The organism is Lentzea sp. NPDC051213, from assembly GCF_044455585.1.
GTDB lineage: Bacteria > Actinomycetota > Actinomycetes > Mycobacteriales > Pseudonocardiaceae > Lentzea.
In genome coordinates, this window is sequence record NZ_JBITEX010000003.1 from 103,854 (window position 1) to 122,014 (window position 18,161).

General features: G+C 68.4%; 21 protein-coding genes. 4 read left to right on the plus strand and 17 right to left on the minus strand.

From position 1 onward, the window contains the following. Positions 1 to 216 precede the first annotated feature (216 nt). From smc to ACIA8G_RS13970, 4 genes are read right to left on the minus strand one after another with little or no spacing between them, the layout of a single operon-like run. The gene (gene smc, locus ACIA8G_RS13955) at positions 217 to 3,915 is read right to left on the minus strand and encodes a chromosome segregation protein SMC (RefSeq protein WP_396418810.1); all 3,699 of its coding nucleotides are present in this window, start codon (positions 3,913 to 3,915) and stop codon (positions 217 to 219) included. Positions 3,916 to 3,975: 60 nt separating this feature from the next. Continuing rightward, complete coding sequence (locus tag ACIA8G_RS13960) at positions 3,976 to 4,569, minus strand: anti-sigma factor family protein (protein ID WP_396418811.1); 594 nt, start codon at positions 4,567 to 4,569, stop codon at positions 3,976 to 3,978. After that, a complete protein-coding gene (locus ACIA8G_RS13965; protein ID WP_396418812.1) occupies positions 4,566 to 5,072 on the minus strand; it encodes a sigma-70 family RNA polymerase sigma factor in 507 nt (168 codons plus the stop codon). The genes ACIA8G_RS13960 and ACIA8G_RS13965 overlap by 4 nt, the downstream gene beginning before the upstream one ends. Positions 5,073 to 5,122: 50 nt before the next feature. Beyond that, positions 5,123 to 5,395, minus strand: coding sequence for an acylphosphatase (locus tag ACIA8G_RS13970; RefSeq protein WP_396418813.1), 273 nt, complete (start codon positions 5,393 to 5,395; stop codon positions 5,123 to 5,125). Between the two features lie 81 nt (positions 5,396 to 5,476). On the opposite strand from ACIA8G_RS13970, the gene ACIA8G_RS13975 reads away from it, so the two are divergent. Beyond that, a complete protein-coding gene (locus ACIA8G_RS13975) occupies positions 5,477 to 6,190 on the plus strand; it encodes a CAP domain-containing protein (RefSeq protein ID WP_396418814.1) in 714 nt (237 codons plus the stop codon). Positions 6,191 to 6,212: 22 nt separating this feature from the next. Beyond that, positions 6,213 to 6,677, plus strand: coding sequence for a hypothetical protein (locus ACIA8G_RS13980; protein ID WP_396418815.1), 465 nt, complete (start codon positions 6,213 to 6,215; stop codon positions 6,675 to 6,677). 142 nt (positions 6,678 to 6,819) lie between these two features. Here the strand turns inward: ACIA8G_RS13980 and ACIA8G_RS13985 are convergent, their stop codons facing one another. From ACIA8G_RS13985 to ACIA8G_RS13995, 3 genes are read right to left on the minus strand one after another with little or no spacing between them, the layout of a single operon-like run. After that, positions 6,820 to 7,311, minus strand: coding sequence for a hypothetical protein (locus tag ACIA8G_RS13985; RefSeq protein ID WP_396418816.1), 492 nt, complete (start codon positions 7,309 to 7,311; stop codon positions 6,820 to 6,822). Then, on the minus strand, positions 7,308 to 7,988 hold the full coding sequence (locus tag ACIA8G_RS13990) for a response regulator (protein WP_396418817.1): 681 nt from the start codon (positions 7,986 to 7,988) through the stop codon (positions 7,308 to 7,310). Before ACIA8G_RS13990 ends, ACIA8G_RS13985 begins: the two co-directional genes overlap by 4 nt. After that, complete coding sequence (locus tag ACIA8G_RS13995) at positions 7,985 to 10,558, minus strand: DUF4118 domain-containing protein (RefSeq protein WP_396418818.1); 2,574 nt, start codon at positions 10,556 to 10,558, stop codon at positions 7,985 to 7,987. Before ACIA8G_RS13995 ends, ACIA8G_RS13990 begins: the two co-directional genes overlap by 4 nt. Positions 10,559 to 10,804: 246 nt before the next feature. Between ACIA8G_RS13995 and ACIA8G_RS14000 the strand changes: the two genes are divergently transcribed. Then, complete coding sequence (locus ACIA8G_RS14000) at positions 10,805 to 11,245, plus strand: MarR family winged helix-turn-helix transcriptional regulator (protein ID WP_396418819.1); 441 nt, start codon at positions 10,805 to 10,807, stop codon at positions 11,243 to 11,245. 33 nt (positions 11,246 to 11,278) lie between these two features. On the opposite strand, the gene ACIA8G_RS14005 is transcribed toward ACIA8G_RS14000, so the two are convergent. The 8 genes from ACIA8G_RS14005 to ACIA8G_RS14040 all read right to left on the minus strand — a co-directional run bounded on the left by ACIA8G_RS14005 (position 11,279) and on the right by ACIA8G_RS14040 (position 16,398). After that, the gene (locus ACIA8G_RS14005) at positions 11,279 to 12,376 is read right to left on the minus strand and encodes a DUF1700 domain-containing protein (RefSeq protein WP_396418820.1); all 1,098 of its coding nucleotides are present in this window, start codon (positions 12,374 to 12,376) and stop codon (positions 11,279 to 11,281) included. Beyond that, on the minus strand, positions 12,373 to 12,696 hold the full coding sequence (locus ACIA8G_RS14010) for a PadR family transcriptional regulator (protein WP_396418821.1): 324 nt from the start codon (positions 12,694 to 12,696) through the stop codon (positions 12,373 to 12,375). The genes ACIA8G_RS14005 and ACIA8G_RS14010 overlap by 4 nt, the downstream gene beginning before the upstream one ends. Before the next feature lie 180 nt (positions 12,697 to 12,876). After that, positions 12,877 to 13,734 carry a bifunctional DNA-formamidopyrimidine glycosylase/DNA-(apurinic or apyrimidinic site) lyase gene (mutM, locus tag ACIA8G_RS14015; protein WP_396418822.1) on the minus strand — a complete coding sequence of 286 codons (858 nt, stop codon included), beginning with the start codon at positions 13,732 to 13,734 and terminating at the stop codon, positions 12,877 to 12,879. Position 13,735: 1 nt separating this feature from the next. Then, the gene (locus tag ACIA8G_RS14020; RefSeq protein ID WP_396418823.1) at positions 13,736 to 13,939 is read right to left on the minus strand and encodes a hypothetical protein; all 204 of its coding nucleotides are present in this window, start codon (positions 13,937 to 13,939) and stop codon (positions 13,736 to 13,738) included. A 7-nt stretch (positions 13,940 to 13,946) separates the two neighbouring features. Continuing rightward, complete coding sequence (gene rnc, locus ACIA8G_RS14025; RefSeq protein ID WP_396419657.1) at positions 13,947 to 14,750, minus strand: ribonuclease III; 804 nt, start codon at positions 14,748 to 14,750, stop codon at positions 13,947 to 13,949. Between the two features lie 16 nt (positions 14,751 to 14,766). Further along, entirely contained in the window at positions 14,767 to 14,949 is a 183-nt protein-coding gene (gene rpmF / locus ACIA8G_RS14030; RefSeq protein ID WP_030467958.1) for a 50S ribosomal protein L32, read from the minus strand. Positions 14,950 to 14,951: 2 nt separating this feature from the next. Beyond that, positions 14,952 to 15,533, minus strand: a complete 582-nt coding sequence (locus ACIA8G_RS14035) for a YceD family protein (protein ID WP_396418824.1) — start codon at positions 15,531 to 15,533, stop codon at positions 14,952 to 14,954. Between the two features lie 148 nt (positions 15,534 to 15,681). Next, entirely contained in the window at positions 15,682 to 16,398 is a 717-nt protein-coding gene (locus ACIA8G_RS14040; protein WP_396418825.1) for a DivIVA domain-containing protein, read from the minus strand. A gap of 169 nt (positions 16,399 to 16,567) precedes the next feature. Here ACIA8G_RS14040 and ACIA8G_RS14045 point away from each other — a divergent pair, with 169 nt between their 5' ends. Continuing rightward, positions 16,568 to 16,960, plus strand: coding sequence for a GNAT family N-acetyltransferase (locus ACIA8G_RS14045; RefSeq protein ID WP_396419658.1), 393 nt, complete (start codon positions 16,568 to 16,570; stop codon positions 16,958 to 16,960). Between the two features lie 64 nt (positions 16,961 to 17,024). On the opposite strand, the gene coaD is transcribed toward ACIA8G_RS14045, so the two are convergent. Both coaD and rsmD read right to left on the minus strand, forming a co-directional pair. After that, positions 17,025 to 17,507 (minus strand): pantetheine-phosphate adenylyltransferase, encoded by a 483-nt coding sequence (gene coaD / locus ACIA8G_RS14050; protein WP_396418826.1) that lies wholly within the window; start codon positions 17,505 to 17,507, stop codon positions 17,025 to 17,027. A 53-nt stretch (positions 17,508 to 17,560) separates the two neighbouring features. After that, positions 17,561 to 18,133, minus strand: coding sequence for a 16S rRNA (guanine(966)-N(2))-methyltransferase RsmD (rsmD, locus tag ACIA8G_RS14055; RefSeq protein ID WP_396418827.1), 573 nt, complete (start codon positions 18,131 to 18,133; stop codon positions 17,561 to 17,563). Between the last annotated feature and the right edge of the window lie 28 nt (positions 18,134 to 18,161).

The window sequence follows — 18,161 nt, forward strand, 5'->3', positions numbered from 1 at the left end:
CAAGGTGCGTGCGGCAGAGTGGTCCGTGCGCACCTGAAGTGGTGAGGTTGATTCTGGGGGATCTCACCCCGGCAGGTGCCCGGGCTGCGTCCGAGCGGTGGTTTGGGGGACCTCCCTCCCCTGGAGGAAGGTCACCGCACCGGCGCAGCCCGTTCGATAGAGGCCGCGGTCGGAGTTGGTCTTAGCCCCCCAGGCACCGCTCCGACCGCCCTCATCTCAGCCTTCTGAGGCTTCGACTTCCGCCAATTCGGGTGAAGGTTCCACTGACGGTTCCACTGCAGGTTCCGCTGAAGGTTCGGCGGTCACCGCAGGCTCGGCAGTCAGCGCGGGTGCGGCAGGCGCCGGCTCGTCACCACGGGTCCGCAGCCGCTGCGAGATCACCTGCGAGATGCCGTCACCCCGCATCGAGACGCCGTACAACGCGTCCGCGATCTCCATGGTCGGCTTCTGGTGCGTGATGATCAGCAGCTGCGACCGTTCCCGCAGCTGCTCGAACAGGCCGATGAGCCGGTGCAGGTTCGTGTCGTCCAGCGCCGCCTCGACCTCGTCCATCACGTAGAACGGTGAGGGGCGGGCGCGGAAGATCGCCACCAGCATCGCGACCGCGGCCAGCGACTTCTCGCCACCGGAGAGCAGCGACAGGCGCTTGACCTTCTTGCCGGGCGGGCGGGCCTCCAGCTCGATGCCGGTGGTCAGCATGTCCCCCGGCTCGGTCAGCACCAGGCGGCCCTCGCCGCCGGGGAACAGGACCTTGAACACGATCTCGAACTCGCGCGCCACGTCCTCGTAGGCCGACGTGAAGACCTCGAGGATCTTGTCGTCGACCTCCTTCACGACCGTCAGCAGGTCGCGGCGGGTGTCCTTGATGTCCTCGAGCTGCGTCGAGAGGAACTTGTAGCGCTCCTCCAGCGCGGCGAACTCCTCCAGCGCGAGCGGGTTCACCTTGCCCAGCAACGACAGGTCGCGCTCGGCGCGCTTGGCGCGGCGGGCCTGGGTGTCGCGGTCGTACGGCATCGGCTGCGGTTCGGAGACCGGCTCGCCCCGTTCCTTGGCGGCCTCGTACTCCGCCATCTCCCCGGCCGACGCCGGGACGAGGCAGTCCGGGCCGTACTCGGCGACCAGGTCGTCGAGGCCGATGCCGAAGTCCTCGGCGATCTTGGTTTCGAGCTGCTCGATGCGCAGGCGCTGCTCGGCGCGCAGCACCTCGTCGCGGTGCACGGCGTCGACCAGCTTCTCCAGCTCGCCGGACATCTCGCGGACCACGTTGCGCACCTGGGTGAGCAGGAGTTCGTGCTGCGAACGGCGTTCCTGGGCCAGGTCGCGCTCGCGGGCGGCGCGGGCGAGCGAGATCTCGATGCGCTCCAGGGCGCTCTCGCCACCGGCGACGACGGCCTTGGCCACCACGGCGCCACGCGCACGGTGGGCGGTGGCGCGGGCGTGGCGTTCGCGGGCCTCACGCTCGGCGCGCGCGGCCCGGCGCAGTCCGTCTGCCTTGCCCTGCAACGCACGTGCGCGCTCCTCGGCCGTGCGCTGCACGAGCCGGGCGTCCATCTCGCCCTGACGGGCCTGCGCGAGCTCGGCGGCCAGCGCGTCGCGCTGCTCGGTGTCCGGCTCGTCGTCGAGGGTCTGCTCCTCCTCGGCCATCAGCAGCCGCTCTTCGAGTTCGCCCAGCTTCATCAGGGCTTCCTCGCGGGACCGCTCGACCTTGGCGCGCTGCTCGGTGATGCGGTTGACCTCGGCCTCCGCCGACCGCACGGCCGCGACCATCCGGTTCAGCCGCTCGCCGGAGCGGGCCTGGCGGACCTTGGCCTCCTGCATGGCGTCCTTGACCGCGTCGAGCACGGTGCGGCGGGACTGCTGCTCGGCGCGGGCACCTTCCAACGCGGCCGAGGCGTGCTCCAGCGCGCGTTCCGCCGTCGCCAGCGCCTCCTGCGCCTCGTCGACGGCAGCCTGGACCTCGATCACGCTCTGGCCCTGGCCGGACGTTCCGCCGACCGCCCAGTCCGTGCCGAAGAGGTCGCCGTCCCGCGTCACAGCGCGGCCGTTCAGGCGCGCGGCGGAGTCCAGATCCTCAACCACCGCAAGGCGATCGAGCGCGCGGGCCAGTGCGGGACGCAACGCCTCGGGGGCGTGCACGACGTCGATGGCCCACCGCGCACCGTGCGGGAGGTAGCCCCACTGCGAGGTGTCCACAGTGGAACCGTGCGAACCGATCAGGACGCCGGCCCGGCCGGCGTCCTTCTCCTTCAACAGCTTCAGCGCGGCGAGCGCACCCTCGCCGGAGGACACAGCGACCGCGTCGGCGATCGGGCCCAGCGCGGCGGCGAGCGCCACCTCGAAACCCGGCTCCACGGTCAGCAGCGCGGCAACGGAACCCAGCAGCCCCGGCACGTCGGACGCGAGCAGAGCGCCCGCGCCGTCCTTGCGGGTCAGGCCGAGCGAGAGGGCGTCGACGCGGGCCCGCCACGAGGCGATGTCGCGTTCCGCGGTGCGTTCGGCCTTCACCAGCTCGTCGACGCGCTGCTTCGCCGCGTCGTTGGACTGCACGGCCTGGCGGTGGCGTTCGTCGAGGCCGTGGTCGTCCTCGTCCTCGGTGCCGGTGATCTCGCGTGCCTCGGCCAGCTCCATCGACGCGTACTCGACGCGTTCGGACGCTTCGACGACCGTGACGGAGAGGCGTTCGATCTCCTCGGCGGTGGCGTTCGTCTTGCTGCGCAACGCTTCCACCTGACCGGAGAGCCTGGCGAGCCCCTCGCGCCGGTCGGCGATCGCGCGGACGGCCGCGATGTGCGCCTTCTCCGCCTGGGAGACCATGCGCTCGAGCTCGGCCCGCGTCTCGACGGCCTCCGCCAGCGCGATCCGCGCCTCGGTCACGCCCTCCTGGAGCTCCAGCTCCATCTCGGCGGTCTCCTCGGCCTCGCGGTCGAGGTCGTCCGGGTCACGGCCGCGGCTCGGCGCGTCCACGTCGGCGGACAGGTGCCGCGCGCGTTCGGCGGCCAGGCGCACGGTGCCGCGGAGGCGTTCCTCCAAAGCGGACAGCCGGTACCAGGTGTCCTGCGCGGCCTGCAGCTTCGGCGAGTCGGCCGCGACGCGCTCCTCCAGCTCGTTCTGCTGGTACTGCGCGGTCTGCAACGACTTCTCGACCTCGGCGCGGCGCTCGCGGGCCTTCGCCTCGTCGTGCTCTTCCTGCGCGATGTTCTCCCGCTGCGTCACCAGGTCGTCCGCGAGCAGGCGCAACCGCGAGTCGCGGAGCTCGGACTGGACGGCCTGCGCGCGGCGGGCGATCTCGGCCTGCTTGCCGAGCGGTTTGAGCTGGCGGCGCAGTTCGGCGGTGAGGTCGGTGAGGCGCGTCAGGTTCGCCTGCATCGCCTCCAGCTTCCGCAGCGCCTTTTCCTTGCGCTTGCGGTGCTTGAGGACTCCCGCGGCCTCTTCGATGAAGGCGCGGCGTTCCTCCGGTTTGGACTCGAGGATCGCGGCGAGCTGGCCCTGACCGACGATCACGTGCATCTCGCGGCCGATGCCGGAGTCCGAAAGCAACTCCTGGATGTCCATGAGACGGCAGGAACTGCCGTTGATCTCGTACTCGGTGGCGCCCTCGCGGAACATCCGGCGGGTGATCGACACCTCGGTGTACTCGATCGGGAGGATGCCGTCGGAGTTGTCGATCGTCAGCGTCACCTCGGCGCGGCCGAGCGGCGCGCGGCCGGACGTGCCGGCGAAGATGACGTCCTCCATCTTGCCGCCGCGCAGGTCCTTGGCACCCTGCGTGCCCATCACCCAGCGCAGCGCGTCGAGCACGTTGGACTTGCCGGACCCGTTGGGGCCGACCACACAGGTGATGCCGGGCTCGAAGCGCAGCGTGGTAGCCGAGGCGAAGGACTTGAAGCCCTTCAGCGTCAGGCTCTTGAGATGCACGCGGGGCAGAGTACCCAAACGCTTGCGATAGATGCGTTAGGCGGGCCGTGACCTGCATTTCTATGGACGGAGAGTAACCAAGATTCCGCTTTCGTCTGACACTTCCAGGTGATCGATCCGATCAAGCGAAAACGACGTCGAACCGGGAATCTCCTCGTCAGCGGCATGATCAGACCCCCACCAGCCACCGATCTCGCGCTGACCCTCCCTGCTGAACACCACGACCTTGCACCGCGCGCCCGGCTTCACGTTGCCGAGCTTGAACCGCATTTCGGTGCCCCACGACCTCGTGACCATGGAGACGCTGGCCTCGACGCCTGTTCCCTGATCTTGCGCAGCCCACGTCGGCGCAGGTGAAGGCCGCAGGAACAGAATTCCGCCAGCAAGCGCCAGCGTCGCGAGGACGGCCGCGCAGAGCACGAGCACGCGGCGGTGGTTGTTGCTCCGCTGCGGCGGCTCAACGGGAAGGTCGTCGAGCTTCTCGACGTCCTCCAGGGACAGGCGGCCGAGCAGGCCCGGCAGCGGGGCGAGCCGCAGCATCTCGGCCTGGCAGGTGTCGCAGTCGCCGAGATGACGTTCGAACGCGGATCGTTCCTTCAGGTCGAGCGATCCGAAGAGGTAGGCGCCGACGTCGACGCCGTGCTGGCAGCTCACGCCTCGGTCACCCCTCTCTCCTCCAAAGCGTCGCGCAGCGCACGTAGTGCGTAGAAACAGCGCGACTTGACCGTGCCCGGCGGGATGCCGAGCGTTTTCGCGGCCTCCGCGACGGTGCGGCGGCGGTAGTACAGCTCGATGACGACCGTCCGGTGCTCAGGCGTGAGCGCCCGCAGCGCCGACGCGATCTGCCACGTCTGCAGCACGTGCTCGACCTGGTCGCTGACCGGTGGCAGGTCCACCGGTTCGAGCGGCACCTCGGTCGCCCGTGCGTTGCGGCGGCGGTAGCCGGAGATCACCAGGTTCTTGGCGACCGTGTAGAGCCACGGCGCCGCGTCGTCCGGGTTCAGCTCGTCGTGGTGCCGCCACGCGCGAAGCAACGTCTCCTGCACAACGTCCTCTGCCTGCTGGTAGTCGCCGTCGACCAGCCGCAGCACGTAGTGCAGCAACGGGCCTCGCCAGCGCTCGTAGAGCTGGATGAGGACGTCTTCGCCGGAGTCCACGCTCACCTACTACGCCACTTGCCCGAATAAGGTTCAACACAGCGAAGGGTTCAGCGTTCGACGAACCCGGCCAGGTCGCCCCTGGCCTCTGACCACTGCTCACCGACAGATTCGACGTGCCCGGGGGTTTCACCCGAACGGAGAGCTGCCAGCAGTTGTTCACACTTCTCCCGCGGACCCTCGGCCACCACCTCGACCCGACCGTCCGGCCGGTTCGAAGCGCTGCCCACCAGGCCCAGTTCTAGCGCCCTGGCTCGCGTCCACCAGCGAAAACCCACGCCCTGAACCCGTCCTCGCACCCACGCGTTTAGTCGCACATCCACCCCCGAATGGTTGCGTAGTCACGCGAGGTGACCGAACACGCACTCTGGGGTTGTCACCCATTAGTGGTACGGTGCCGACCCGTGAGTGCCCGCAGCCTCTTACTCGGCCTGCTGATCGGTGCGACCGGTATCGGCGGTCTCGCCGTCACCGGCACCTCTCCTCTCGGCATCAGCTTCACGACAGCCGCCCAGCAGGAGACGTCCGAAGCAGCGAACCAGTTCGGTACCGGAAACGCGGCAGCACCCAACAGACAGACACCTTCCGGCAACACCGGTGTCGGCACCCCCACGGACTCGGCGTCGTCCTCCGCTCCCACCACATCGTCGTCGACGGCGCCGCCCCCTTCCTCCTCAGCACCGACGGCCCCCACCAGCGTGGTGCCCCCGGAGTCGCCGAAGCCGGTCGAGCCGCAGCCGCCGTCGAACAAGACGCCCGAGCAGGCCGTGCTGGCACTCGTGAACGACGCCCGCGCCGCGAAGGGCTGCAAGGCACTCGTGATCGACGACCGCATCACGACGGCCTCACAGGGCCACAGCACCGACATGGCCACCAAGAACTACTTCTCGCACACGTCGCCGGACGGCACCACGTTCGCCAAGCGGATGTCGGACGCCGGCTATCCGAACCCCGGCGGGGAGAACATCGCCAAGGGCTACACCACGCCCGAGAAGGTCATGGAGGGCTGGATGAACTCCAAGGGCCACCGCGACAACATCGAGAACTGCAGCTTCACGACCATGGGCGTCGGCCTCGACACCCGCGGCAATCTGTGGACCCAGAACTTCGGCCGCTGACGCTTTGAGCAGGGGAAACTTCGTGTACGAGAGCCCGGAACCGGACTCGCGCTCGCGCTTTCGCGGTGCACCGCAGATCATCTTGGCCGCCTCCGGCGTCGTGCTGGCGACGGTCTTCGCCGCCGTCGCCTCGCTCGCGGCCGGCTCGGACTCCGCCTCCGAGACACCGTCGACGCAGCCACCGCGCAAGGAGGCCGTGCGCGACGCCCTGAGCATCGTGCCGACGACCGGGTCCACGCCGTCCTCCGTCGAGCAGACCTCGTCGTCCTCCGAGACGGCGACCTCGACCACCACGACGTCGAAGAAGCCGACGCGCATCACGACCATCACGCGTCCTGACGGCACCACCACGACCGTCACGACCGAGGACCCGCCGCCCGTCGTCACTTCGTCGTCGACGTCGAGCACGACTTCGTCGACCACGACCACGACGACAACCACCACGACCACGACGACGACCACGCCCCCAACGAATCCGACGCCGTAGGGTTACGCCAGTCACCGACTAGTGACTCAGTGCTACACGAAGGTGTGGCAGCACTGAGGCTTTGGTGCGTTTCCGCCGATAACTCGAACGCAAGTCCATCCGACCGGGTTTCCCCCGAGGAGATAGGTGTGTTCGAGGAAGATCATGCGCAGTCACCGGCCGAGCCGGCCCCGAAGAAGCGCGTGGGCACGGCGGTCATGCTGGCTGCGGGCGGCGTGGTGGTAGCGACCCTGTTCGCCACGGTGGCGTCCATGCTCGCCGCCTCCGGCCACGAGTCGAGCCCGGAGCGCACGTCCGCCGACGTCGTGCAGACCATCACCAGCGTGGCGCCTGACGGCAGCACCAGCACCGTCGTCGTCACCGTGTCCTCCGGCGCGGCGAAGTCCTCGGCCACGCCGGACCGCAAGCAGGCCGCCCGGCCGCAGGAGCAGCCGAAGCCCGGCGCCCCCGAACAGCCGCGGCAGACCACGAACCCCGGCGAGCCGTCGCCGACGCAGACCAACCCGCCCACGTCGGTGACCGAACCGCCGTCGTCTTCTCCTTCTTCTTCGGCGTCGTCGTCCACCGCGCCGCCGTCGTCATCCTCGAGCTCCAGCTCGTCCGCGCCGCCCACGAAGCCCTGACGACTCGTCACAGCTCGAAGCGGTAGCCCATGCCCGGCTCGGTCAGCAGGTGCCGCGGCCGTGCGGGCTCCGGCTCCAGCTTGCGCCGCAACTGCGCGAGGTAGACGCGCAGGTAGTGGGTCTCCTTCTCGTACGCCGGTCCCCACACGTCGCGCAGCAGCTGCTTCTGCGCGACGAGCTTTCCCGCGTTGCGCGCCAGGACCTCCAGCAGACCCCACTCGGTGGGCGTGAGGTGGACCTCGGCCCCGTCCTTCAGCACCCGCTTGGCCGCGAGGTCGACCGTGAAGGACGCCGTCTGCACGATCGGCTCGTCTTCAGAACCCGCGGCGGCCGAGCGGCGGACCGCGGCGCGAAGCCTCGCCAGCAGCTCGTCCATGCCGAACGGTTTTGTCACGTAGTCGTCGGCACCGGCGTCCAGCGCCTCGACCTTGTCCACCGAGTCGGTGCGAGCCGAGAGCACGATGATCGGCAGGCTGGTCCAGCCGCGCAGGCCCGCGATCACGTCGGTGCCGTCCATGTCCGGCAGACCCAGGTCCAGAACAACGACATCGGGCTTGCCGTCGGCCGCGAGTTCGAGTGCCGTGGCGCCGTCGTGAGCGGTCAGCACCTCGTAGCCGCGGGCCGCGAGGTTGATCCGCAGAGCGCGCACGATCTGCGGCTCGTCGTCGACCACCAGTACTTTCGTCACGGCACCCTCTCATCGGCCGGGAGCGAGATCACCACGGTGAGGCCGCCGCCGGGCGTGTCCTCCACGTCGATCGTGCCTCCCATCGCCTCGGTGAAGCCCTTCGCCACGCTCAGACCGAGACCAACGCCACCCGGCGTGCGGTCGCCGAGGCGCTGGAACGGGGCGAACACCTCGTCCGCCGTGCCCTTGGGCAGGCCGCGGCCGTGGTCGACCACGCGCAGTTCGACCTCGTTGCCGTGTGCAGAGGCCCGCAGTGCCACGGCGCCGGCGTAGCGCAGTGCGTTGCCGACGACGTTCGCGATCACGCGTTCCAGGAGGCCGACATCGGCGCGCACGGGCGGCAGCGACTCCGGGACGTCCACCTCGATGTCGCCGGTCAGGCCGCGCAACGCCCGCGCCACCGCCTCGTAGTAGCCGACCGAGCGGAACAGCGGCTCGACCGCGCCGGTCGCGAGCCGGGACGAGTCGAGCAGGTTGTCGACCAGGCCGGTGAGCCGGTCCGCCGACTCCTCGACCGCCTCCAGCAGCTCGGCGGTGTCGGACTCCGACAGCCGCAGCTCGGGGTCTCGCAACGAGCCCACGGACGCCTTGATCGAGGTGAGCGGGGTGCGCAGGTCGTGGCCGACGGCGGAGAGCAACGCGGTGCGCAGCTCGGCCTTCGACGACTGCCGCTGAACCTCCAGCGCCTGGTCGGCCATCCGTTGCTGCCGCAGCGCCAGCAACGCCTGGCCCGCCGCCGCCTCCAGCACCCGGCGGTCGGACGCGGGCAGCGAACGTCCGCGCAACGCCAGATGCACGTCCGGGGTGACCGCGATGTCGACGTCCGCCTCGTCGGGCTCGTCGGGCGGGCTCACGCCGACGCACGCCACGCGTTCCCACTCGCCGTCCGCGCGTTCCAGCAGCGCGACCGAGGTCAGGCCGAAGTTCTCCTTCACCTTCTCCAGCAGCCGCGCCAGCGGATACGGGTTCGTCAGCACGGTGCGCGCGTACGACGCGAGAAGGGTCGCCTCGGTCCGTGCGCGCGCTGCCTGCGTGGCGCGGCGGGCGGCGTAGTCCACCACCAGCGCGGTCGACACGCCCACAACGATCATCGCGAAGAAGGTGAGCACGTTCTGCTGCGCGTCGATCGTGAACGTGTAGAAGGGCTCGGTGAAGAAGAAGTTCAGCAGCAACGCGCTGAGCAGCGCGGTGGTGATCGCCGGCCCCAGCCCGCCCACGATCGCCACGACGAGCGTGACCAGCAAATACGCGATGACGTTCGTGGAGAAGTTCAGGCTGCCCCGCAGCGTCGCTCCCGCCGCCGTCACCGCCGCCGGCCCGGCCACCGCGAGGAACCAGCCCCACGCGAGCCTGCTCGGCTTCAGCGGACTGACCGCGAACCGGGCACGCCAGCCGCTGGTCGTCGCCGGGTGCGTGACCATGTGGACGTCGATCGCGCCGGACTCCTGCACGACCGTGGAGCCGATGCCCGCCGAGAACATGCGCGCGAACCGTGAACGGCGTGACGTGCCGACCACAAGCTGAGTGGCGTTCACGCCGCGTGAGAACTCCAGCAGCGCCGTGGGCACGTCATCACCCACGACCGTGTGGAACGTGGCGCCGACGTCCTCCGCGAGTTTGCGGTACTTCGTCAGCGAGTGCGGGTCGGCGCCCGCAAGGCCGTCACCACGCAGAACGTGCACCACGAGCAGGTCACCGCCCGCGCGCGTGGCGATGCGCCGCGCGCGCCGGATCAGCGTCTCGCTCTCCTTGCCGCCCGTGATGGCGACGACGACACGTTCGCGCGTCTCCCACGTGTCGGTGATCTGCTGCTCGGCCCTGTAGCGCAGCAGTGCGACGTCGACCTGGTCGGCGACCCAGAGCAGCGCGATCTCGCGCAGCGCCGTCAGGTTGCCGACGCGGAAGTAGTTGCCGAGGGCGGCATCGATCTTGTTCGCGGCGTAGACGTCGCCGTGGGCGAGCCGGCGGCGCAGCGCCTCCGGCGTGAGGTCGACGAGCTGCGTCTGCGCAGCCTTGCGCACGACCTCGTCCGGCACCGTTTCCTGCTGAGAAACGCCCGTTATGCGCTGAACGACGTCGTTCAGCGATTCAAGGTGCTGAACGTTGACCGTCGACAGCACGTCGATGCCGGCGTCGAGAAGTTCTTCTACGTCCTGCCACCTTTTTGCATTACGCGTCCCCGGCGCGTTGGTGTGCGCGAGTTCGTCGACGACCGCGACCTCCGGCGCACGGGCGAGCACGGCGTCGACGTCCATCTCCGTGAGTTCGACACCGCGGTGCGTGGAGTGTCTGCGCCGCACGATTTCCAGGCCGTCGACCAGTTCGGCGGTCTTCGCGCGACCGTGGGTCTCCACAAATCCGACGACCACATCGGTGCCGCGTTCCCGCCTGCGGTGGGCTTCGCCGAGCATCGCGAAGGTCTTGCCGACCCCGGGAGCTGCACCGAGGTAGATGCGGAGCTCGCCACGCCTGGGTTTCGCACTCACCTGACCAGTCTGCTCCTGGAGCCAGGTCGACCGTTCGGGGGTACGCACTGGGCCGCCCGGCCAGGCAAGTGCTCCTTCCCACATCTTTGTCCTGAGATCTGACTCGTTGAATCATCCTTCAGCACGACGCCCGTTCGAGTGAGCCTCGCTGCGCTTTTTACGCCGTTTACCAGCACATTTAAGTGTGTCGGACGCGCGCCGTGACAGGCCCGGTCACCACAACGGCCGAATGGGTTATCGGCAGTTGGCGGATAGCGCGCAGAGCGTGAATGAGGGAAAGTGCCAGGGTTCGTGTCCGAATTAGGACAATCACATGCGCGCGGAGAAACGATGCCCACCACCGTCACCAACCACGAAGCTCTTCAACTCGTGGTGGCAGTGCACCGGCTGGTGCGAAGTCTTCGGCAGGCTGCTCCGGCCCGCCGTTTGCAACCCACCCAGTTATTGGTGCTGTCAGAACTGAGCTCCCACGGCCCGATGCGGATCGGGGAGATCGCGGTGCGCGCGCTGTGTTCGCAGCCGACCGCGACAACCGTTGTGACCAGCCTCGAAGGCACCGGCCTAGTACGCAGGGAGCCCGACGCGGCTGACGGCAGAGCGACGATAGTCGTGCTCACCGAAGTTGGTCGCGAGACGATCCTGTCGCTCGCTCACGGCGAAGCCGAACTATTGAGTGAAAGAATGGCCGAACTTTCGCCAGAAGACAGAGAACTCCTGCGTTCGGCCATGCCGGTATTGCGCCACCTGGCCGAACCGCAGGAAATCAAGTAGGAGCGGGACCCCCCGACAGGTCCCGCTCCAGGATTACTTGCTGGGTGACACCGAAGTGGGTGGCACCGAGCTGGAAGGTTCGCCACTGGAACTCGGCGACGGCGTGCTCGACGTTGATGACGGAGCGGACACGCTCGGTGCCACCGTGTAACAGGCGCCGTTTTCATAGTCGATCTTCGGACGCGGATACCTGTTAGCCGGAATCATCGGTTCCGGGTCACTGCCACCACAGCCGTAGTACTGCCGGGGCGCGTTGATGGGATTGCCGTCCTGGTCGTACAACAGCACGTTCGTGAGCAACTTGCCGTTCTCGTCGTAGGCGTAGATGTTCTCGTGGTTCTGCACGATCGGCTGCGGGTACGACGAGCGTGACGTGTTGTACGCGAGCTGGTCCGCGGTCACGTCGATCACCTGGACCAACAGTCCCACCGCCAGCGCCGAGGCCGGCAGGCTGAACCACAGCCACCGCCGGTCGATCTTGGCCCGCGGCCCCGCGAACACCGACACCACGGCAATCGCGGCAACGCAGAGGAATCCCAGGATGTCGCGGCCGGCGAGCAACACGGCCCCAAGCCCGAGCAAGCCGGCCCGCACCAACCACCAGGCGGTCTGCAACGACTTCAGGTAGGTCAACGCCCGCTCCGCAGGCGTGCCCTCCTCGAGCGTCAGCCACTTCTTGATCCGATGCGTCTCCGGCAGGTCCATGATCTCGGCCTGCGCCGCCCCGCGGTCGTGCACCAGCGCGAGGCTGAGCACCAGGATCACCGCCGGTACCAGCAGCACCGCCGGTTCACTCAGCGCCGCCGGCCCCAGCAGCAAGGTGAGGGCCGTGGCACCGCCCAACCCCCACGCCGCCGCCCGCGGCCTGGTGAGCAGCTTCTTCTTCGTGGTCACCGGCAGTCGCTCGGTCCGCGGCGGGTAGCCGGCGGCCTGGCGAAGCTCCTGCGCGTACTGCTCGGGAGTGCCGAGCCGCTGCTCGAGCGTCTCGTTCTCCCCGAGCTCCGTGGACAGCTCGGCGACGTGCGCCTCGACGTCCTCCATGATCTCGGCGACCTCGTTGGCCGGCAGGTCGTCGAGCGCCGCCCGCATCCCGGCCAGGTAGTACTCGACGCCGAGCGCCTGCGTGTTCATGCGACCTCCCCGAGCAAGCCGTCCAGCGTGCTGGCGAACGACCGCCACGTGTTCCCCGACTCGATCAGGCGAAGCCGCCCTGTCTCGTTGATGCTGTAGTACTTGCGGTTCGGTCCCTCTTCGCTCGGCACCACGTACGAGGTCAGCATCCCCGCGTTGTAGAGCCGTCGCAGCGTGCCGTACACCGACGCATCCCCCACGTCGTTCAGTCCCCCGGCGCGCAATCTGCGCACCACGTCGTACCCGTACCCGTCGTCCTTGCGCAGAACCGCAAGAACGGCCAGGTCCAGCACCCCTTTGAGCAGCTGACTGGTGTCCATCGACCCCTCCCGCACTGTTGCGCGGTGAACAGTACTACGCAGTGCGCAGTACTGTCTAACGCGCGTTACAGGCTCGAGATCATTTGGCGTGGACGAACGTGTGCACGAGAAGTCCACGCAGGTGGGTGACGGCACACCTGTAGGACGCGGGGGTGCGAGAAGGGTTGGCCGAGCCGTGGATCAGACGCGCGGACGCGGCTGGCAGCGGGGGCAGGAGTAGGACGAGCGGTTCATGAACGGCTCGCGGATGATCGCGGCGCCGCACCGCTTGCACGGCCGGTTCTCCTGGCCGTAGGCGTTCAGGGACCGGTCGAAGTACCCGGACTGCCCGTTGACGTTGACGTAGAGGGCGTCGAACGACGTCCCGCCCTGCCCGAGCGCCTCCGCCATCACATCGGTGGCGTGTTCCAGCAGCTCAGCGGCCTTGGCGCGAGCCAGCTTGTCCGTCATCCGGGTGCCGTGCAGCCTGGCGCGCCACAGCGCCTCGTCGGCGTAGATGTTGCCGATCCCCGAGACGAGGGTCTGATCCAGCAGGGCGCGTTTGATCTCCGTGTGACGCAGGCGCAACGCGCGCACGGCAGCCTCACGGGAGAAAGAAGGGTCCATCGGGTCGCGCGCGATGTGCGCGACCGTGTCCGGCACCAGGTCCCCGTCGACCTCGACGAGCTCGGCGAGCGCGAGGCCGCCGAAGGTTCGCTGGTCGACAAAGCGCAGTTCCGGGCCGCCGTCGGCGAACCGGAACCGGACGCGTAAGTGCTTCTCGTCCGGGGCGTCTGACGCCTCGACGAGCATTTGGCCGCTCATGCCCAGGTGAGCGAGCATGGCGGCCTTGTCGGCCAGTTCTACCCAGAGGTACTTGCCGCGGCGCCTGGCTGCCACCATCGGTTGCGAGACCAGACGCGCGCAGAAGTCAGCGGCGCCGAGATCGTGCCGGCGGATGGCGCGTGGGTGCAGGACCTCTACCGAGGAGATGACCCGGCCGGACACGTGAGCGTCGAGGCCGCGTCGCACGACCTCGACCTCTGGGAGTTCGGGCACGTCAGTCTTCGGACTTGCCCTCGTCGACGGGCTGCGCCTCGATCACGGCGGCCTGCGGCTTGGTGGGCTTGAGCACCCACACACCTGCCCGGCTCGTGTCCCTGACCAGCACAAGTCCCTGGATTCCTCCGTTGCGGGAGGTGTTCACCGGACCGCGAGCGGCGGAGCGGCTGCGGCGGTTGGTGCGGTACCTGGTCGCATACATTGCGGTCTCAGTCTTCCTCGGTTGGGGAGGTCCCTGGCGTCACCGAGGCGCCATTCTGTCGGTTGGCGGAGACAGCCGACTCCTGCTCGGCATGTACCCGCTCCGACAGAACATGATAAGCCGCTTCTGCGGCTTTCTGCTCGGCTTCCTTCTTGGTGCGCCCATCACCCTTGCCGTAGGGCTGGCCACCGACGAGCACCGTGGCGGTGAACTCCTTGCGGTGGTCCGGCCCCTGGTCGTCCACGCGGTACTCCGGGACGCCGAGACTGGCTTGAGCGGTGAGCTCCTGCAGGCTTGTCTTCCAGTCCAGTCCAGCACCCAACAGCGGAGCTTTGGCCAAGAGCGGATCGAACAGCCGGTGAACGAACGTTCGTGCGGTATCGATACCGAACTGCAGGTACACCGCACCGATGACGGCTTCGAGGCCGTCGGCGAGGATGCTCGCCTTGTCCCTGCCGCCGGTCAGCTCTTCGCCACGACCGAGCAACAGGTGTGCACCGAGCCCGCCATCACCCAGGTTGCGCGCGACGCCAGCCAGCGCGTGCATGTTGACCACGCTGGCGCGGAGCTTCGCGAGCTGACCTTCGGGAAGGTCGGGGTGAGTGCGGTAGAGGTGGTCGGTGACGACCAGCCCCAGCACCACGTCTCCCAGGAACTCGAGACGCTCGTTCGGCGGCAAGCCGCCGTTCTCGTACGCGTAAGACCTGTGGGTGAGCGAGAGCACGAGCAGCTCGGCGTCCAGGTGGACGCCGAGCGCTTCGAGCAGGTCCGCGCGGTCCGCTTGCGGTGCGCGCGGCGGCTTTCCCCCCACTACGTCGCCGAGGAGATCAGGCCGGCTGAGCGACCTGGCGGCCAGCGTACTGACCACAGGCCGGGCAGGCGACGTGCTGCGGCTTCGGCTGGCGGCAAGCCTTGTTGGAGCACGCCACCAGGTGCACGGCAGACGTCTTCCACTGGGAACGACGCGCACGGGTGTTCGAACGCGACATCTTCCGCTTCGGGACGGCCACGACTACTTCTCCTCCGAGTTGTCATCGCTGAACCGCTCTTGCAACGCGGCCCAACGAGGGTCAATCGTCTCATGCCCGTGGTCGGGCCCGAGCTCCGCCCACCTGCCACCACACTCGGAGCAAAGCCCCTTGCAGTCCGGCTCGCAGAGCGGCGCCTGCGGCAGTGCGAGAACGATGGCGTCCCGCACCACAGGCTCGAGGTCGATCAGATCGTTGACGATCCGGCTGACCTCGTGTTCATCAGTGGTCTCGTCCGTGGTGCTGTCCGGCCACGCGTAGAGCTCCGTGACCCGGACTTCAACCTCATCGGTGAGCGGCTCGAGACACCTCGAGCACTCCCCTTCGACCTTCGCGAACGCTGTCCCCGACACGAGCAGGCCCTCCACGACCGATTCGATCAGGAGGTCCAGCTCGACTTCCCCGCTCTCGGGCACCGCGATCACCCCGAGCAGCCCGACACCTTCGCCGGGGACCGACCTCACGAGGGGTCGGCTCAACCCGGCGCGACGGCCGATGTCCCTGGTGTCGATGACCCAGGGACTGGATGCTGTGGGACGCGTGGACGCGTGACGATGCTCAGTCATGATTTCGGGTTTTGCCGGCGGGGACCTACCACGTCCAGCTGGTCCAGGGTACGGGACGACGCCCTCACGCGTGAAATCGGCAGGTGATCGCACCTGTCCGACGTAGCGCGAATCACACGTTCAGGCGTGTCCCGGGCCGTCTGGTTCGTCAGGAGCCGTAGTCGAAGGGCGCCGAAGCCCCCGCGACGGCCGGTCCGCGCAGGTGCGAACGGCCCTTGCCGACCGACCTGAGCGTGTGCGCGAGGAGGTCCTCGAAGTCCGCGAGCTTGCTGTCCACGTACGCGTCGCACTCCGAACGGAGCCGGATCGCCTCGCTCTGCGCGGCGTCGAGCACGCGCGCCGACTCGGCGTGCGCCACCCGGACGACCTCCTGCTCGTTGACGAGCCTGGTCTGCTCGGCACGACCGTCCTCGGTCGCGCGCTCGTAGTTGGCCCGGCCCGCCTGGATCATCCGCTCGGCCTCCGCGTGCGAACGGCCGACCAGGTCGTCGTACTCCTGCCGACCGGCGGCGACGGTGCGCTCCGCCTGGTCCTCCGCCTCGGCGATCATCCGCTCGGCGCGTGCGCGCGCGTCGGACAGCATCGCCTCGGCCTCCGCCTGCGCCTCCGCGAGCATCCGCTCGGAGTCCGCGCGTGCCTTCGACACACCGGACTCGGCCTCGTGCTTGGCCTTGCCGACGACCTCGTCGCGGTGGTCCAGCACGTCCTGCGCGTCGTCGAGCTCGGCAGGGATCGCATCGCGCACGTCGTCGAGCAGTTCGAGCACATCACCGCGCGGCACGACGCAGCCCGAGGTCATCGGAACTCCGCGTGCTTCCTCGACGATCGTGACGAGCTCGTCGAGTGCCTCGAACACCCGGTACACGTCTCACTCCCTAACCCCTGTGGATCCCACTCACAAGTGTGCCCTGCCGATCTCCCCGAAAGAGGGAGATCGGCAGGGCGTGTCAGGATTTGCCGGAGTGACGAGGGGGACGCGCGTGGAGATCACCATCAGGCGGGCCACCGCCGCGGATGTAGACCCGATCGTGGCGATGCTGGCGGACGATCCGCTCGGGGCACTTCGGGAAAAGCCGGGCGATCCCGGCTACCTGAAGGCGTTCGAGGTGATCGACGCCGACCCGCACCAGTTCCTCGCGGTGGCCGTCGCTTCCGGGGTCGTCGTGGGGACGCTGCAGCTGACGTTCACGTCCGGCCTGTCGCGGCAGGGCATGACCCGCGCGACCATCGAGGCCGTCCGGGTGCGTTCCGACCAGCGCGGTGGCGGCCTCGGCGAACAGCTGGTGCGCTGGGCCGTCGACGAGGCACGCGCCCGCGGTTGCGGTCTGGTGCAGCTGACGACGGACGCGTCACGGGTGGACGCGCACCGGTTCTACGAGCGGCTCGGGTTCACCGCGTCGCACGTGGGGATGAAGCTGTCGCTCTAGCGGGTCTCCGCCTCTAGCGGGACTCCGCTTCTAGCGGGTCTCGGCTTCTAGCGGGTCTCGGCTTCTAGCGGGTCTCGGCGAGGCGCTGCTGCAGCCGCTGCTCGATCGACGCAGGCAGCAGCGTCTTGACGTCGCCGCCGTACGTCGCGACCTCCTTGACCAGCGAGGACGCCAGGAACGAGTACGCGGGCGTGGCCGGCATGAACAGCGTGTCGACCCCGGTGAGCTGGTGGTTCATCTGCGCCATCTGCAGCTCGTAGTCGTAGTCCGTGACCGCACGCAGGCCCTTGACGATGGCCTTGATGCCGTTCTCGCGGCAGTAGTCGACGAGCAGGCCGTGCCACGAGTCCACGCGGACGTTGGGCCACGGTGCCGTGACCTCGCGCAGCATTTCCATCCGCTCTTCGACGGAGAACAGCGTGCGCTTGGTCTTGTTGATGAGCACAGCGACGACGACCTCGTCGAAGAGATGCGCAGCTCTCTCGATGATGTCCAGGTGACCGTTGGTTACCGGGTCGTAGGAGCCGGGCGTCACGGCACGCGTCATGAGCCGGACGTTAGCACCCGATCGGACGCCTCCAGGTGGGTGCGTGGTTCTCATCACCCATCAGAACGCACCTGACCCCAGTACACGGCGGTGTCGCCATAACGCTTGGCACGCAAGGGTTCTACCTGACTCGGCCAAGCTGGTTCGCCACTTCGCGAAGCTCGCTCCACGATCAACACGGCGTCCTCGGCGAGTCGCCCGGCCAGCCCGTGCAGCACTTTGCCGAGCTCGTCGTCGGTCACCGCGTACGGCGGGTCGGCGAACACGACGTCGAACTTGCTTTGGTCTTCCTTGTTCTGACCTTCGGCTGTGACGTACGCCTCAGCAGTGCGGTTCGTGATCGTCGTGTTGGTGAAACCGAGTTCCCTCGCATTGGCCTTGAGGACCTCGGCGGCCCGCTTGTCCGACTCCACGAACGTCGCGTGCCCTGCGCCTCGGCTCAGCGCCTCGAATCCGAGCGCCCCCGATCCCGCGTACAGGTCCAGCACTTTCGCGCCGTCCAGGTCCATCATCGCTTCTAGCGAGCTGAAGAGGGCCTCTCGTACGCGGTCGGAGGTGGGGCGGGTGCCCTTCGGCGGCACCTTCAGCCTTCGGCCTCCTGCGGTGCCGGCAACGATTCGTGTCACCTGTTCATCGTCCCAGGTGCATGCTTTG

What these genes read in the sequence shown, in the direction of transcription:
- coaD (WP_396418826.1), bottom strand. Translation starts at nt 17,507, where the DNA reads ATGACGCGTGCCGTGACGCCCGGCTCCTACGACCCGGTAACCAACGGT.
- ACIA8G_RS14010 (WP_396418821.1), bottom strand. Translation starts at nt 12,696, where the DNA reads ATGGACACCAGTCAGCTGCTCAAAGGGGTGCTGGACCTGGCCGTTCTT.
- ACIA8G_RS14035 (WP_396418824.1), bottom strand. Translation starts at nt 15,533, where the DNA reads ATGACTGAGCATCGTCACGCGTCCACGCGTCCCACAGCATCCAGTCCC.
- ACIA8G_RS14045 (WP_396419658.1), top strand. Translation starts at nt 16,568, where the DNA reads ATGCTGGCGGACGATCCGCTCGGGGCACTTCGGGAAAAGCCGGGCGAT.
- ACIA8G_RS14005 (WP_396418820.1), bottom strand. Translation starts at nt 12,376, where the DNA reads ATGAACACGCAGGCGCTCGGCGTCGAGTACTACCTGGCCGGGATGCGG.
- ACIA8G_RS14020 (WP_396418823.1), bottom strand. Translation starts at nt 13,939, where the DNA reads ATGTATGCGACCAGGTACCGCACCAACCGCCGCAGCCGCTCCGCCGCT.
- ACIA8G_RS14000 (WP_396418819.1), top strand. Translation starts at nt 10,805, where the DNA reads ATGCCCACCACCGTCACCAACCACGAAGCTCTTCAACTCGTGGTGGCA.
- ACIA8G_RS13995 (WP_396418818.1), bottom strand. Translation starts at nt 10,558, where the DNA reads ATGTGGGAAGGAGCACTTGCCTGGCCGGGCGGCCCAGTGCGTACCCCC.